This is a genomic window from Psychrobacter immobilis (genome assembly GCF_904846235.1).
GTDB lineage: Bacteria > Pseudomonadota > Gammaproteobacteria > Pseudomonadales > Moraxellaceae > Psychrobacter > Psychrobacter immobilis_C.
Window position 1 is genome coordinate 65,797 of record NZ_CAJGZN010000002.1, and the last position, 16,132, is coordinate 81,928.

The following is a 16,132-nucleotide window of genomic DNA, read 5'->3' on the forward strand; positions in this document are numbered from 1 at the left end:
ACGATATCAATTGCTATTGATTTTGGGGCGCCGTCCCTTCTTTCACTTTACTAATCGTCAGCCCCGTAAACCCGAATAGCAGCGTCAATAGCAGTGACAAATAACAGAAGAATGCATAAGGCAGATAGTCTAATACCGGCACCCCTAACGCCTGACTGATAAATACTCCGCACACACTCCAAGGCACTAATGGATTAATCACCGTTCCCGCATCCTCAATCGTCCGCGACAGATTCTTCGGATGTAGATGTAAGCGCTCAAATGTCGAACGAAATGCTGTACCTGACAATAAGATGCTCAAGTACTGCTCACCGATCAGCACGTTAATGCTTAGTGCCGACATCGCTGCCGCAAAGATAGCTCGTCCTGATGTCGTCAATGTATCCTTAATACCAGATAGCAGTGCTGGCAGAATACCTAGTGCCGTTAATAAACCACCTAAGCTTAGGGCTAGTATCACAATCGCCTGAGTAAAGAACATACTCTGTACACCGCCACGCGACAGCATACCACCTACCTCACCCAGCTCTAATGATTCAGCAGGTGCATAGCCTGCAAACAGATAACCGCCCAGTTGACCAAAGCTTGGTGAACTATGGATATAAGTAATAATCAGTGCCGCGGCAATCGTACAGATAATCGTATAAATCGCATTAACCCGAAACAGTGCTAGTCCGACTAATACTACAAAGGGTAGTACCGAATATCCATGTACCAGACCGCTGTCTATCAGCTGACCTTGTAATATAGTCACTTGACTCAGATCAGCACTGGTCGTCTGTCCTGAGAACATCCAAAACAGTATCACCGTCAGTATCCACGCAGGGACTGTCGTATACATCATATTGCGAATGTGCTCAAACAGATCGATACCAACTACTGAAGACGCAATCGTACAAGTATCAGACAATGGCGACATCTTATCGCCAAAGAACGCACCTGATACCACTGCCCCCGCTGCTATCGCCACATTGGCATCAAAGGCATTACTCATACCAATAAACGCCACGCCCAAAGTAGCTGCAGTCGTCAAACTACTACCTAGAGCAATACCGATAATAGAGGTCAAGATAAAGGCAGAGATATAGTAATACTCAGGTGAGATCAGCTGAAAGCCTACATACATAAGCGTTGGAATAGCACCCGACATCATTAAAGCCGCAACCATCAGTCCGATAAAGAAGAACAAATAGATAGCACCAATACCGCGCATGACACCTGAGGCCATTTGCGCTTGCATGTCATCAAAGCTGAGTCCTTTATACATACCGATAGCCAGTAGCACACAGATAGCCAATATAAGAGACAGGTGCGGCACCCAGCCAAAGCCAATCATGGTGATGCCCATGATACCGATGACGATGGCGGATATAATAAAGGCGAGCTTGGCACTGATTAATGTGAGGGGTTTTGGTGGCATTGGATGCCCTTATGTTGCTATAGGTTTAGTTTGCTCAGGTATTCGGGGTGCGCATCTATTCTTCAATATCGATAATCTCTGTCTTGCTGATAGTTAGCTTTAGTTTTTGATTTCTATGTTTTCGCTATTAGCTGACTTAGGACAGATTTTACACATAAAAAAAAGCCTCACTGTGAAGTGAGGCTTTTTGCGCTTTTTCAAGCCATATTTGGAGCGGGAAAAGAGATTCGAACTCTCGACCCCAACCTTGGCAAGGTTATGCTCTACCACTGAGCTATTCCCGCTTAGTATCAATCCGTAGCGTTGTTAACAACTACTCCGTCTCGATAGGCTGGCTATTTTAGCAAATATTCTGTGGGTGTCAACACCTTTTTTAGAATTTATTTCTAATATTTTTAGCTAAATGCCCTTTTTATCGGATAAACAAACATAAGCAATTGATTTAAAAACAGGAATTAATTTTAATTAAATTAAAAATATTTCACATTGATTATAGAACTTTAAGTCTGGGATTCACTTCTCTTAGCTTTATAACGGTCATAAGACAATCGATAAAAGAAAAACTCACTATTCTTACTCTAATAAAAAGATATCACACTTACAATCATACGCTTTATTGTTACTTTTTCACCCTTGGTTTTGATTGGTTAACATTATTATACTTATGTCCAATGGCAGTTAAGGTAGACTTTTACTGTTTAAGCAGATGAATAAGCACTACTAAAAGATTAATAAACACGGCTCCCTCATCTGCTGCACTGTTTTTTAACTTGTTTGGCTTTATGTTTTTCCATCTTATAGAGAGGATATTTTTATGAAGAAGTTATTGAGTACGACGGTAATGGCCGCTTCGTTGTCAGCCCTGACCTTGACTGGCTGTACCAGTACGACCAGTACTGGCGCGGTTGGTGTTGATCGTCAGCAGTTGCTATTAGTGTCTAGTGAGCAAGTATTGGCGCTATCTGCCCAAAGCTATGCCAAAACAATACAAGACGCAAAATCAAAAGGTGTGCTAGATACCAACACCGCTCAGCTAAACCGCTTAAAAAATATTGCGAACCGTTTGGTTGGTCAAGTTGGCGTCTATCGCGCAGATGCAGCCAAGTGGCAATGGGAAGTACACACCATTAAGTCTAACGATCTAAATGCATTTGTGGTGCCGGGTGGTAAGATCATGTTTTATTCAGGCATCATCGATCGTTTGAACCTCACTGATGATGAGATTGCTGCTATCATGGGTCATGAAATCTCTCATGCATTACGTGAGCATTCACGCGAGCGTCTGTCACGCGAGTATGCGACCCAAACTGGTATCGGTCTGGCTGCTAGTATATTTGGCTTATCACAAGGACAGGCTGAGCTAGCTGGTACTGCGGGTAATTTAGGCTTGAGCCTACCCCATAGTCGCACTCAAGAAAGCGAAGCCGATCAGATCGGTCTTGAGCTGATGGCACGTGCAGGTTATAACCCTCAGGCGGCTGTTACGCTTTGGCAAAAAATGCAAAAAGCCAGCCAAGGTGAGCCACCACAATTCCTTAGCACTCACCCAACCAGTAGCAGCCGTATCGCAGAGTTACAGTCATTGATGCCAAAAGTTACGCCTCTATATCAACAGTCGCGCCGCTAATTAGCTACCTTTACGCTTTATCAGTGCGTGTTTAGATATCATAGAAGCAAAGTACAGCCAAAGCGTTGTGCTTTGCTTTTTTAGTTATAGCCAGACATTACAGGTTTTATAATTGACAAGCATTGCAGTTGATAAGCATTGCAGTTGATAAGCACTGTAGTTGATAAGCACTGTAATCAGCAGGGTTTGCAGTTGATCGATTTGGCAATCGCACGCTATACCACTTACCGTGTCTGTTATAATGCCGATAAATATTATTTGCAGATTGCTCAATCAAATTGCGCAAAATACATTGAAGGATTGTTATGAATACCACACCTACTGCCGACGCACTTCATGCCGAATTACAGGCGCTTGCGCCGCAGCATATCGAACTGATTAATGAGTCAATGTCTCATGCCGGTTACTTTGAAGGTAAAGAAAGCCACTTTAAGCTCACTATCGTTAGCGATGCATTTGACGGCAAAAGACTGGTCGGGCGTCATCAGCTGATATATGGCTTAGTCACGCCTTTACTCACTTCACAAGGCGGCCAAGTACATGCCCTCGCTATCCATGCCTATACTCCGACAGAATGGCAAGGTCAAAGCCCTGCGAGTCCATTATGTGCCGGTCAAAACAAATAGCCGATTATGTTTGCATCGCAACTACATATTTTAAATTAGCCTATATAATGCAGTTTTAGAGGGAGCAATATTCAATGAAACATCTACATATGCTGATGGCAGCGCTGACTGTTGTGCTATTTTTATATCAAAGTTACTTAGTACTCAGCGCAGACCGCCGCGCACCACGTGTGGTCAAAATAGCCACGCATATTATCTATGCCCTGCTTATCCTGTCAGGTGCAATGATGCTAATGCAATTGATGGGTGCCAACGCTCCTGTACAGTGGGTGTTTGCCAAAATTATCTTACTGATCGCTGCTATTAGTTCAAGCATTAAAGCGTTTAAGGTTGATGCGACACCTGTGCAAAGAAAAACAGGCATTCTTATCGCTGCCGTTGCCTATATTGGTATCGTGATACTTGCCTTTGCCAAGCCAGCAAACTTATTTTAATAGGCGATTTTCTATTTTAATAAGCAACCGTTTTAGAAAGCTGTCGATGTGTTGATGATATGATGCGAAAATTTTTAATCATCGATGGATTTTCAATATCTTAATTGCGCTATTTTTGCTATCTTAAATAGATATAAATACAATCACTTAGCCACTGGAGCCATTATGAAAACGTTTACGACAGCGACACTACTAGCTGGCATTTTTGCGCTCTCAGGCTGTGCCTCTACTGGTAACATCACCCCGCAATATGTACCGCCAAGTACTTATCAAAATTATAATTGCCAAGCACTTGGCCAAGAGTATACTCGTGTCAACCGCTATGTCGAAGCGGCACGCAATGAGCAGTCTACCCTATCGGCATCAGGCGTCGGTGTTGGTGTCTCTGCAGGACGCTGGGGTATCTCGCCGAATATCAGCTTTGGTCTAGGCAAAAGTAACAATACCAAAGCACGTGATGCAAAATTATCGCGTCTCTACGGTGAGCGTGATGCAATTGTCCAATCTGCCCGCATTCAGCGTTGTAGCTTTGCCAATGGTATCAAGATTTATGGTGAGTAAGCTTAAGAAATTGCAATGCTATCTGCACGACTAAGATAGTGCCTGATACCGTAAAATAGTGTATGACACCATAAAATAGTACATGAAATAGAAAAAAAGCCAATATGCAGATCGCATATTGTCTTTTTTATTGCTACGGTTTTTTATAAGAAAACATGAGCGTTTAGATAGCTTGGAGAAAAAATAATCTAGCCTGACTAATACTAAGACTGTAAGCTTTGTACCCACTGGATGATTTGATGACTTGGTAGCGCGCCTGATTGTCGCGCCACTTCTTTACCGTTTCTAAAAGCAACCATCGTTGGCAAGCTGCGAATATTGTAAGGAGCGGCTGCCTGCTCGTATTTATCCGTTTGTACCTTGGCAAAGACCACCTGTGGCAATTGGCTAGCAGCGCTCTTGAACTCTGGCGCCATCATGATGCAAGGCTGACACCAGCTCGCCCAAAAATCCACGATAGTCAGTACATCGTTCTTTTGGATAACCTTATTAGCTGTTTGCGCATTTAGCTCATGTGGACTGGCAGTCAATAATGGCTGACCACATTTACCGCATTTTGGCGCAGCGCTTAATCGTGCAGCAGGTACACGATTGGTTGCTTGGCAATGTGGGCATACTAGATGAAAACTTTGCTCACTCATTATTTAATTCCTATTATAATTATTTTGTTATTTCAAATACTGTTCATGAACGCTCTTATCTAAAGGCTATTTACGTTGCTTGCTGTAGTTATAGCTGTAGTCGTCGTTGCGTTGATTGATTACATGAATAATTTTAGCATAGTTAATTGGGCTTATCCTTTATGCGAGTTTCTGTGCCACACCGCTATACACATAGCTCATCGGCCGTGGACCGGGCAAATACGCTTCGCTCAACTCATCAATAGCAAAACCACCTTCTCTAATAAGCGCCGGAATATCGCGATTTAAATGACACCCACCTGCTATAGGCTTCCAAAAAGGCGTCAATCGATGCTGCCAACGCTCAACAGAAGAATCTGGTGCCAGTCCGTGCTCACAAAATAGTAAGCGACCGCTAGGTCTTAGCACGCGCGCCATTTCTCGGAGCGCGGCTACTGGGTCATCAATACTGCACAAGGTAAAAGTCATTACAATCGTATCAAATTGATCTGTATCAGCATGAATACCTTGTACATCGACAGCTATCACTTCAACCGGAATGCCAATGTCAGCTGCACGCTCACGAGCCAGCGACTGCATCTGAGCTGCTGGATCCACACCGATAATAGAAGAGACTTTATTAGCATCATAAAACTGCAAATTCAAACCGCTGCCAATGCCAATCTCCAACACCTTACCGAGCGCTTGCGGAACAATTTTGGAACGTGCTTTCATGACATTGCCCGTACTACAGGCAATATCTATCATCTTTGGCAACACATAGCGCTCGTAAGGGTTCATTGTTCTCTCCAGTTATTGCCGCCTTTAGCGCTTGCAGTTGGTCATACACAGTATCTAAAAACGGACAGTCTACAGGTTAGCATTCTTATAGATATCAATCATACGATACTTACGTAGAACTGCATCAGGTAATGACTTTCAGTTATTGCACTGTTTAACTTATCCACCGAGAACATTGATCGGTACTTTTAGATAGCGCGTACCATTGTCTTCTGGCTCGGGAAAATGTCCGGCATCGATATTGATTTGTACAGCAGGAATGATAAGGCGAGGCATATCTAAAGTCGCATCACGGCGCTCACGCATCTGCACAAACTCCGCTTCGTTTATACTGTCTTTAACATGGATATTTTCTAGTTTTTGCGCGGCTACTGTCGTCGTTGGGCAGTGCTGACGACCTTTGCTTGGATAATCATGACACAGATACATGACCGTATCTTCAGGAAGTGCTAGCAGCTTTTGAATAGACTGATAAAGCGTTTTGGCATCGCCGCCAGGAAAATCGCAGCGCGCTGTACCGACATCAGGTGCGAACAATGTATCTCCAACGAATACCACTGTTTTTTCATCATCAGCGGCTAGATAGGCCATATCGGCACGCGTATGTCCGGGTACATACATCGCAGTGATAGTAATGTTGCCAAGCTCTAAGGTCTCGCCTTCGTCTGTCAAAATATCAAACTGGCTGGCATCAGTGCGGAAACTCGTGTCAAAGTTAAAAATTTGCTTAAAGATTTTTTGTACTTCGGTGATATGCTGACCGATGACTAGTTGTCCGCCAAGGCTTTCTTTTACATGGATGGCCGCTGATAAATGATCTGCATGTGCATGGGTCTCGATAATGTACTTGAGCGCCCAATCTTGCTCACGTACAAACTCAATCACTTCATCGACACTGCTGGTATTGGTTCGGCCTGACTTAGCATCGAAGTTCAATACAGGATCGACAATGGCGCATAATTTTTGCTCGGTATCAGCAAGTACGTGGGTATAGGTTTCTGTATCGCTATCTAAAAAAGAATGAACTTGCATGGCGGCCTCTTTAATTATTTATACATAAGTTATTTATACATATTTTGGTCATAGGGATTTTTATGTTTAATTAACCCTTAAGTATGATATTCAGTCGTATATAATGCGTTCCTACGACTTATCTGATGCCACCAATATAACAACCACCATACAATTTATCAATTTATATAATGTAATTAATGATAACTTGCTATGTGGCGTGATATCATTGATAATCAACTATATATTGCTCAAAAAATCATGGTATTTGTTACCCTCTAATGTAAGGAATTTGTTCTGACTACTTCTATTTCAGCCGAAGGTACACCTACTCGCAGTCCCACTGACGATGGGTCATCTGATACTGCAGATTTAGTACCTGCCGATCTTGCCAAGCAAATGCAGCAAGCATCGCTACAAGCCAGCCAACTATTAAAGTCGCTATCGCACCCCGATCGCCTACTTCTTCTCTGCCAATTGACTCAAGGCGAATATTGTGTCGGTGAGCTTGAGGATTTGGTCGGGGTTGGACAGCCGAGCTTATCGCAGCAATTGGGTATATTGCGTAAAGACGAGCTGGTCGCCACACGCCGCGAAGGTAAGCAAATTTACTATAGTATCGCAAGCGAGGATGCGCTAGCTGTACTCGATCTACTGTATCAACGTTTTTGTGCGAAAGCAGAATAACGCCGTTCTCGCCTAATTATTTATACTATCTACTGTGGTGATTGATATGTCCTCTATCGTCGCTCGTCTGATTCCAGCTTGGCTGCGTCAATACCAGCTCTCAGCGTTGCCGACTGATCTCGTCGCAGGCATAGTGGTGGGCGTGTTGGTCATACCGCAGAGCCTAGGTTACGCAGTGTTGGCAGGACTGCCGCCTGTCTATGGCCTATATGCAGCGATCGTACCTGTCCTCGTTTACGCCTGGCTCGGCTCTAGCAACGTGCAAGCCGTAGGACCGGTTGCTATTACCGCCATTATGACAGCCAGTGGCCTACTGCCCTACGCTGAGCAAGGTACTGAACAGTACGCACTGATGGCCAGCCTATTGGCACTGATGGTAGGTGCACTGCTATGGATTGCAGGACGGTTAAAACTTGGCTGGATCATGCAGTTTATCAGTCGCGGCGTGTCCGCAGGCTTTGTCAGCGGTGCAGCGGTCCTTATATTTGTCAGTCAGCTCAAATATCTGACAGACATTCCGGTCACTGGCAATAGTTTGATTGGGTATTTGACTACTATGCAACGCTATGCCAGCCAGCTGCATCCATTGACCTTAGCGATTGGTATTACCGCATTTGCCCTATTGGTTGCCAATCGCTATGCAAGTGAATGGATATGGCAGACGTGGCTATCATCGTCGTATGCCAAATGGGCAGAGCGCTTATTTCCGCTTATTTTACTTGGTGTCGCTATCGTACTCAGTATAGCCCTGCATTGGAGCACGCATGGTGTCGCGACCATCGGTCGTATTCCACAAGGGCTACCGAGCTTTACGTTACCGCATATCTCAGACCTACAAGAAGCGCTGAAACTCTTGCCAACCGCAGGATTGATGGCACTGATCGTATTTGTGTCGAGCAGTTCAGTCGCCAGTACCTATGCTCGCTTGCGTGGTGAGAGTTTTGATGCCAATCGCGAGCTGACTGGACTTGGGCTGGCCAACCTGTCTGGTGGACTGTTCCAAAGTTTTGCGGTTGCGGGTGGCTTTTCGCGTACGGCTATCAATGCCGATTCAGGCGCGAAAACACCCCTTGCCAGTCTCGTTACCGTATTGGTGATGATTGCTGCACTCATAGCCTTTAGCAATGCGCTTGCCCCACTACCCTATGCACTACTGGGCGCAACTATCATGGCCTCCATCATTGGCCTGATAGATATTGCGACCTTAAAGTCCGCATGGCAGCGTGATCGCTTAGATGGCGCTAGTTTTTTAGCAGCGTTCGTCGGTGTTCTGATATTTGGGCTAAACACTGGGCTGGTCATTGGTCTAATGGTGTCATTCGCCAGTCTCATCTGGCAGTCGAGTAAGCCGCACGTGGCTATCGTTGGACAATTGGGCGGTACAGGACATTTTCGTAATATCAATCGCCATGACGTCGTAACTTTTAGCAATTTATTGATGTTGCGTATCGATGAGAGTCTGTTCTTTGGTAATAGTGAATCTGTACATCGACGCATCCTCAATGCCATGCAGCAATATCCCGATGCCAATGAAATCATCTTGATTATGGCCGCCGTCAATCATATAGATCTGACTGCTCAAGAAATGCTTTGCACTTTAAATTACGAGTTAGCGCTACAGAACAAGCGCTTACATTTTAGCTTTATCAAGGGTCCTGTGATGGACATCATCGGTCATACACCATTGATTAGCGAGCTATCAGGGCAGGTCTATCTAAGTACCTTAGATGCTGTTGATGCGTTAAAATAATCTATAGTGTAACCACAATAAAATAGCTGCGACATTAATTTCACTCAACCTCAATTACTATTCTCGCCTACAACATAATATCGCTATGATAGCGCCTGTGTTATGCTAGACGCACTAAATAGGGAATCAATTAACCTAGAAATCAGCCTAAAAAATGCTGATTTATAGTCCTTTGATATTCTTGGCCCAACCATCAATAATAAATATACTTTAACAAATATAACTGAACCTATTTTATGACCGATGATTTAACGATTTATAAGCAAATATACCCAAGCCAATGCGTTAAGATTGCTGAGCTTGGTTATCGCTCAGTGCTTAATATTCGCCCAGATGCCGAAATTGAGACACAGCCTAATAGCTGCGATTTAGCAACGGCTACCGAACAGGCAAACCTAGCGTATCAGCATCTGCCGTTTGATGATGAGCGCTTAAGTATGCTGACGGTCGAGCAGTTTGCCGATTTCTATCACTCCATGCCCAAGCCTATATTAATGTTTTGCGGTACTGGGGCACGCGCCAAGCTACTGTACCAAAGCGCGTTGATGCAAGGTCTGTTATAACAACAACCGTCGCTCGAACTCACACGTTTTATAAACCCAACAACACCAATAAAAAAAAGGAGCTCTTATGAGCCATGAAGTTAGCTTTACCGGACAAATCACGCCTGACCAAGTGCCTATGATTGCCGAAAATGGTTTTAAAACCATTATCAATAACCGTCCTGATGGTGAAGAGCCAAATCAGCCAACCAGTGCCGAAATCGAAGCAGCAGCCAAAGAAGCTGGTCTTGCTTATAAAGAGATTTCTTTTGCAGGTAATGAGCTAAATCAAACTCATGTCGAAACGTTTGCAGATTTCTTTAATCAAGCTGAGCAGCCAATGCTGATTTTTTGCCGCACGGGTAACCGCTCAAACGGTATCTATGAAGCAGCCAAGCAAATGGACTTACTAGACGACTAGTGCAGCATAAATAGACTAGAAAGTTAGCGTATTTAGCCCACAGAATTTCGTGGGCTTTTTATTGCGCTTATCATTATGCTCAAAGCGTCATTAGCCAATCACTGCCCAATCATTGCCTAATCACTTCCCGATAGCTACCAACAACCTCGACCAACCTCAATAGTCACGACAAGTGGGTTACTATACGAGCGTAATACCGCTATTATCACTTGATAGGCTTGATCTAGCTTGGTGGTTGAGACACCTAAATAGCTAGACGATTAAATACCTAAACACATGGAATGTGAGCAGCTGTATGGTGACAAGGTCACCTCGCTGCTATTTACTTTCAAAACGCCATCTTGATATGGCATTTTAGTTTTACAAGGAATGTTTGATGAATAATACCGCGCTAGCATTACTGCCACTAGCACTTGCCTACATTATGTTCACTCTAGGAGCAGGGCTAAAACTGAGTGATTTTAAGGTCATTGCCAAATATCCAAAAGCGTTCTTTGTCGGCTTAATCAATCAAGTTGTGTTGGTACCGTTGGTTGCGCTAGCAGTCGTGTTAGTAACGGCTCCGCCACCAGCGATCGCTTTTGGGATTATGCTGATTAGTTTTTGTCCCGGCGGCGTCACTAGCAACATGCTGACCTACTATGCCAAAGGAAATGTCGCGCTCTCTATCGCATTGACCGGTGTAGTCAGTATACTATCGGTCATTACATTGCCCATTTTAATCACGTTGGCTTTTGATCACTTTATGAAAGATCAGGCAAACTCTATTAGCGCGATAAAGATTGGCCTAGTCATGTTCTTATTGACCACATTGCCCGTATCTCTTGGTATGCTTGCTCGCCACAAATTTACGGACTTTATGGTACGTCGTAGCAGCCTTCTAAACGGCTTGGCCAGCGTATTTTTTGTACTAATTGTCTTCGCTGCTATTGCCTCTAACTGGCAACTACTACAAACACAGTTCACTCAAATTGGTTTAGAGCTGGTCTTTATCATTGCTATTTTATTTGCTATTAGCATCTCAATCTCTAGAGTCCTAAAGCTTAGCTGGTTTGATACCAAAACCATCTCGATAGAAACCAGTATTCAAAATAGTACAACGGCTATCACCTTAGCCCCTATCATCATGGGCGTGAGCACACTACCCGTCATCGCGCTGCCTGCTGCTTTGTACGGTGTGCTGATGTATGTCGTTGCGCTGCCTGTTATTTTCCTAATTAAAAACAAGAATTGATGATAGCGAATGTAATAAATAAAAAGCGTCCTTCTAAATAAGTGCCCGTCTAAATATTAGATGGGCGTTTTTTTGGAATAGGATTTACATAATAGAAATATGGCTCGGTTTATAGACTGGGCAATACTCAATATTGAGTACATAATAAAATGCTACTGTTATCGCTTAATAGGACTCTATGATGCTAAAACCGCTATTAATTATTGGTAATAAAAACTACTCGTCTTGGTCGCTACGAGCATGGCTATTGCTCAAAGCATTCAATGTTGATTTTGATGATCAGCTTGTTGAGTTGTTTCATCCATCAGCACGTCCAACGCTCGAAGCGCATTCGCCAACAGGTAAAGTACCTATTTTAGTCTATGGTGAAAAAGATAATAAAGTAACCGTTTGGGACACCTTAGCTATTGCTATTCATGTTAATGAGTACTTTACGGATATTGATATTTGGACAGGCAATGATAAATCTAACGCTGAAAAACGGAATAATAATCAAAGTAGGATAAATAGCGCCTATTGCCAAAGCATCGTGGCTGAGATGCATTCGGGATTGACAGGCATTCGTAACGAGATGCCGATGAATATACGAGCAACGGCTAAGATACAACCAAGTAGTGCTTGCTTAGCAGATATCGCTCGTATCGAAGACATTTTTGCCGATTGTTTAAAAGATCGCTCAGCAGACAGTTTCTTATTCGGAGATTTCACAGCAGCTGATGTGTTTTTTGCTCCAGTGGTGCTGCGATTACAGACTTATGCTGATGCATCTAATATTACTTTGCAGCCATTTACCAAGCAGTATTGCCAAACCATGCTAAATCATCCGCACATACAAGCGTGGCAACAATCAGCACTGACAGAAACTCGAATTATTGAAGAAGATGAAGCAGGCGAGATACTGTCTGTCGTTGGCGTATTGGCGAATAAATAGTATCTTACATAAAAAAACCACTTCAGCTTAGCCAGAGTGGTTTTTTGTTTGATAAGACTTCGAGCATAACGTTTTACTGCTTTTGCTCTAATGCCTCTTTTACTGCTTTTTTACCCCATGCGCTCAGATCAAGGTCCAGCTTCTCATACTCTTGCGCATCGAACAACGGCTCTTTAACCCCTGATTTCAACTGACTTGCAAAGTCGTCAAGTAGACGCTTAGCTCGTGGAAACAACATTATCAAGGCCAATAAGTTTGCTAGCGCTAGCACGCCCATCAACGGATCAGCGAAGAAGAACACTGCGGTTGCTGCAGGAGCCACTGCGCCCAAGAATAATACCGCAATCACAACAACTCGCAAAACCAGAGTCGCCATTTTGATATTCTTTTTGACCAAGAAATTAATGGCATTTTCACCCATATAATAGTTATACATGATAGAGCTTAGGGCAAATAGCAATATCGATATGGTCAGGATATACTGCGCCCAATCCCCAAGCTGGGTCGTTAGCGCCTGCTGTGCCAGTACAATACCATCGACTTCAGCACCTGGTTGATACACGCCGCTCAGTAAAATCATAAATGCGGTGGCACTACATACGATTATCGTATCAATAAACACAGACAGTGACTGCGAGATACCCTGACTAACAGGATGAGTAGCGTAAGCGGTGGCAGCAATATTAGGCGCAGAACCTAGACCTGCCTCATTAGAGAATAAACCACGCTTCATACCTTGCTCAATCGCCACACCAATACCACCGCCCACGACAGACTCAATACCAAATGCATTTTTAACAATCATTACCATCAACGTAGGCAGCTCTGTGACATTGAGCAATATAACAACAAGTGCCATACCAATATAGATTAATGCCATCACAGGAATGACAACGTCAGCTACTTTTGCAATGCGCTGAATACCGCCAAAGACAATAAACCCACCAGCAATGACCAACACCACACCCGATATCCAGCGATCAATCCCAAAGCTTTCAAGCGCAGAACCTGCCACCGTATTACCTTGGAACGCGATAAACCCAATAGAGAAAGACAGTAGTAAAGCAATAGCATAAATGACGGCAAGCCAGCGATAGTCTTTACCTAACCCATGTAAAATATAGGTCGCAGGGCCACCGCGAAAGTTACCATCAGTGTCTCTACGCTTATAAAGCTGCGCTAAGCTACACTCGACAATACTGGTCATCATGCCAATTAAGGCCACAACCCACATCCAGAATACCGCTCCCGGTCCTCCTAAAGAGATGGCAACAGCAACGCCAGCAATGTTACCGCCGCCCACACGTCCACCGATAGAAACGAGCAACGCCTGACGAGCAGAAATTCCGTCGTCTCCTACTTCATCCGTTTTGAACACACGGAACATACGTTTAAAATATTTAAACTGAGCGAACCTACCTACGATGGTAAATAATAAACCAAAAATAATTAGCATAGGCACGAGCGCCCAGCCCCACGTTAGATCCCCGACTAGGGCAAAAAAAGCTTCAATGTATTCCATACCTATTTTCCTTATAGTTCATGACGCTATGATAGGTTTTATTGCATACATTATTGCATCAACAACACGAGTTTGTAATGCAAATGTCGAATTTGTAACGTAAATACTGATATTTTCTGAATGAAATCGCGTTATTTGTTTACTTAAGAGTCCATTTTCTAATTATCAGGATTTTTTTATATAGACGTATTTATGCGATAGCACAAAAAAACCACCTCAACCGAGGTGGCCTTTTATACTGAAACTAAACCGAATAACTTACTGCATGACCAAGTATTCAAACGCTGACAGTGCCGCTTTACTACCTTCACCCATCGCAATGTTAATCTGCTTAAATGGCACGGTGGTTACGTCACCACAAGCGAAGATACCTTTACGATCTGTACGGCAGCGCTCATCGATTTCGATCTCACCAAAGCGGTTTAGATCAACGAAGCCTTTGATGAACCCAGTGTTTGGTACTAAACCAATCTGTACAAACACCCCTGATAAATCACGCTCATGAGTCTCACCTGTGCTGCGATCTTGGTAGACGATAGATGATACTTTGCCATCAGTCGCTTTGATCTCTTGCGTCTCTGCACCGGTAATGAACTCGATGTTAGTTTTTTCTTTAGCTTTGTTGATCAGTACTTGGTCAGCTTTTAATTCATCAGCGAACTCGAGTACAGTAACGTGATTAACGATACCTGCCAAATCTAGTGCTGCCTCCACACCCGAGTTACCACCGCCGATCACTGAGATATCTTTACCCTTGAAGAATGGGCCGTCGCAATGCGCACAGAAAGCCACACCTTTACCGATATTCTCTTCTTCGCCCGGTACACCAAGCTTTCTCCACTGAGCACCTGTCGCTAAGATAATACTACGAGTATTAAAAGTCTCACCAGTATTTAGGTGGATACTGTAGTTCTCTTCTTCAGTCTCGCCAATTTCTTTAACACTCACATGCTCTTTTAATGTAATGTTATATTCGGCCAAGTGCTTGACAAAGTTGGTCGATAAATCTGTACCATTGGTTAGCGGTACTGAAATCAAGTTTTCGATATCTTGCGTATCTTTTACCTGTCCACCGATACGGTCAGCGACCATTGTAACTTTTAGGCCTTTACGCGCTGTATAAATAGCAGCAGCCACACCTGCAGGGCCAGCACCGATGATAGTGACGTCTTGCTGCTCTAATTGCTCAGCATCGTCTTCTACTTCTGACAATAAGTCAGGGAACTGCTCTTGCAATTTTCCGATCAATTTAGCAGTGTCGATTAAGCCGTTAGCAAATGGCTTACCATTCAAAAATACAGCTGGTACGCCTTGGATTTTGTTCGCTTCTACTTGCTCTTGGAACAATGCACCATCAATCATTTCATTACTGATACCATCGTTTAGTAGCGCAAACTGGTTCAATGCTTGAACAACTTCTGGGCAGCTATGGCATGACAATGACACGTAGGTCTGGAACTGTAATGGCTTATTAAAGCGCTTAACTAGCTTTTGGATACCTTCATCCAACTTTAGCGTATGACCGCCCGCTTGCAGAATCGCCAAAATCAATGACGTAAACTCATGACCACCTGGGATACCGCTGAATACGATACCAGTGTCGTTTGATGCGCCATCAATGTGACTGACTACTTTGAAACTAATCGCACTTGGCAAACTATCGTCATTTGCTTCTGCATCGAAGTTGATTTTGTCTGTCGTTCCAGCAATCTTGGTCAAAAAATCTACCAATTCTGCACGTTTTGCATGCGCACCAGCACCCAATACAAAAGTAATTGGGCGTGTCATATTTTCGCTATAGCTCTTAACGGCATCTAATAAATTCTGATCTATCATGTTTGTTCCTCATTATGACTGAATATGTAACGGCAGCTGTCATGCTACGCGTCTAAATATAAAATAGTTGGTGTTAATAATTTTGTATAAAAGGTTATATATAGTGGAC

Annotated in this window: 16 protein-coding genes and 1 tRNA gene; 10 read left to right on the forward strand and 7 right to left on the reverse strand. The window is 43.6% G+C overall.

Annotated elements, in window-relative coordinates; genetic code table 11:
- Positions 1-13 precede the first annotated feature (13 nt).
- Both JMX07_RS01560 and JMX07_RS01565 read right to left on the reverse strand, forming a co-directional pair.
- Positions 14-1,420 carry a Na+/H+ antiporter NhaC family protein gene (locus JMX07_RS01560; RefSeq protein ID WP_201605755.1) on the reverse strand — a complete coding sequence of 469 codons (1,407 nt, stop codon included), beginning with the start codon at positions 1,418-1,420 and terminating at the stop codon, positions 14-16.
- A gap of 209 nt (positions 1,421-1,629) precedes the next feature.
- A tRNA-Gly gene (locus JMX07_RS01565) sits at positions 1,630-1,704 on the reverse strand.
- A gap of 530 nt (positions 1,705-2,234) precedes the next feature.
- Between JMX07_RS01565 and JMX07_RS01570 the strand changes: the two genes are divergently transcribed.
- From JMX07_RS01570 to JMX07_RS01585, 4 genes are all read left to right on the forward strand, one after another.
- Positions 2,235-3,047 carry a M48 family metallopeptidase gene (locus JMX07_RS01570; RefSeq protein WP_102091855.1) on the forward strand — a complete coding sequence of 271 codons (813 nt, stop codon included), beginning with the start codon at positions 2,235-2,237 and terminating at the stop codon, positions 3,045-3,047.
- A gap of 305 nt (positions 3,048-3,352) precedes the next feature.
- Positions 3,353-3,673 (forward strand): BolA family protein, encoded by a 321-nt coding sequence (locus tag JMX07_RS01575; RefSeq protein ID WP_201570681.1) that lies wholly within the window; start codon positions 3,353-3,355, stop codon positions 3,671-3,673.
- A 74-nt stretch (positions 3,674-3,747) separates the two neighbouring features.
- Positions 3,748-4,107, forward strand: coding sequence for a SirB2 family protein (locus JMX07_RS01580; protein WP_101205742.1), 360 nt, complete (start codon positions 3,748-3,750; stop codon positions 4,105-4,107).
- A 165-nt stretch (positions 4,108-4,272) separates the two neighbouring features.
- Positions 4,273-4,668, forward strand: a complete 396-nt coding sequence (locus JMX07_RS01585; RefSeq protein ID WP_102091853.1) for a hypothetical protein — start codon at positions 4,273-4,275, stop codon at positions 4,666-4,668.
- A gap of 203 nt (positions 4,669-4,871) precedes the next feature.
- On the opposite strand, the gene trxC is transcribed toward JMX07_RS01585, so the two are convergent.
- From trxC to JMX07_RS01600, 3 genes are all read right to left on the reverse strand, one after another.
- The gene (trxC, locus tag JMX07_RS01590) at positions 4,872-5,309 is read right to left on the reverse strand and encodes a thioredoxin TrxC (RefSeq protein WP_102091852.1); all 438 of its coding nucleotides are present in this window, start codon (positions 5,307-5,309) and stop codon (positions 4,872-4,874) included.
- Between the two features lie 159 nt (positions 5,310-5,468).
- Complete coding sequence (locus JMX07_RS01595) at positions 5,469-6,089, reverse strand: class I SAM-dependent methyltransferase (protein WP_102091851.1); 621 nt, start codon at positions 6,087-6,089, stop codon at positions 5,469-5,471.
- Between the two features lie 159 nt (positions 6,090-6,248).
- Entirely contained in the window at positions 6,249-7,121 is an 873-nt protein-coding gene (locus JMX07_RS01600) for an MBL fold metallo-hydrolase (RefSeq protein ID WP_102091850.1), read from the reverse strand.
- Between the two features lie 378 nt (positions 7,122-7,499).
- Between JMX07_RS01600 and JMX07_RS01605 the strand changes: the two genes are divergently transcribed.
- From JMX07_RS01605 to JMX07_RS01630, 6 genes are all read left to right on the forward strand, one after another.
- Positions 7,500-7,787 carry an ArsR/SmtB family transcription factor gene (locus tag JMX07_RS01605; protein ID WP_057761516.1) on the forward strand — a complete coding sequence of 96 codons (288 nt, stop codon included), beginning with the start codon at positions 7,500-7,502 and terminating at the stop codon, positions 7,785-7,787.
- Between the two features lie 46 nt (positions 7,788-7,833).
- Positions 7,834-9,537, forward strand: a complete 1,704-nt coding sequence (locus JMX07_RS01610) for a SulP family inorganic anion transporter (RefSeq protein ID WP_201605757.1) — start codon at positions 7,834-7,836, stop codon at positions 9,535-9,537.
- Between the two features lie 236 nt (positions 9,538-9,773).
- On the forward strand, positions 9,774-10,100 hold the full coding sequence (locus tag JMX07_RS01615) for a beta-lactamase hydrolase domain-containing protein (RefSeq protein WP_057761519.1): 327 nt from the start codon (positions 9,774-9,776) through the stop codon (positions 10,098-10,100).
- 67 nt (positions 10,101-10,167) lie between these two features.
- Positions 10,168-10,500, forward strand: a complete 333-nt coding sequence (locus JMX07_RS01620; RefSeq protein WP_057761521.1) for a TIGR01244 family sulfur transferase — start codon at positions 10,168-10,170, stop codon at positions 10,498-10,500.
- Between the two features lie 376 nt (positions 10,501-10,876).
- Positions 10,877-11,734 (forward strand): bile acid:sodium symporter family protein, encoded by an 858-nt coding sequence (locus JMX07_RS01625; protein ID WP_201605759.1) that lies wholly within the window; start codon positions 10,877-10,879, stop codon positions 11,732-11,734.
- Between the two features lie 178 nt (positions 11,735-11,912).
- Positions 11,913-12,665: a glutathione S-transferase family protein gene (locus JMX07_RS01630; protein WP_227684583.1), complete on the forward strand. Its 753-nt coding sequence runs from the start codon at positions 11,913-11,915 to the stop codon at positions 12,663-12,665.
- Positions 12,666-12,738: 73 nt separating this feature from the next.
- Here JMX07_RS01630 and JMX07_RS01635 read toward each other — a convergent pair whose 3' ends face one another.
- A complete protein-coding gene (locus JMX07_RS01635) occupies positions 12,739-14,187 on the reverse strand; it encodes an alanine/glycine:cation symporter family protein (protein WP_201605761.1) in 1,449 nt (482 codons plus the stop codon).
- 258 nt (positions 14,188-14,445) lie between these two features.
- Positions 14,446-16,023 carry an alkyl hydroperoxide reductase subunit F gene (gene ahpF / locus JMX07_RS01640; RefSeq protein WP_201605763.1) on the reverse strand — a complete coding sequence of 526 codons (1,578 nt, stop codon included), beginning with the start codon at positions 16,021-16,023 and terminating at the stop codon, positions 14,446-14,448.
- Positions 16,024-16,132: the final 109 nt, after the last annotated feature.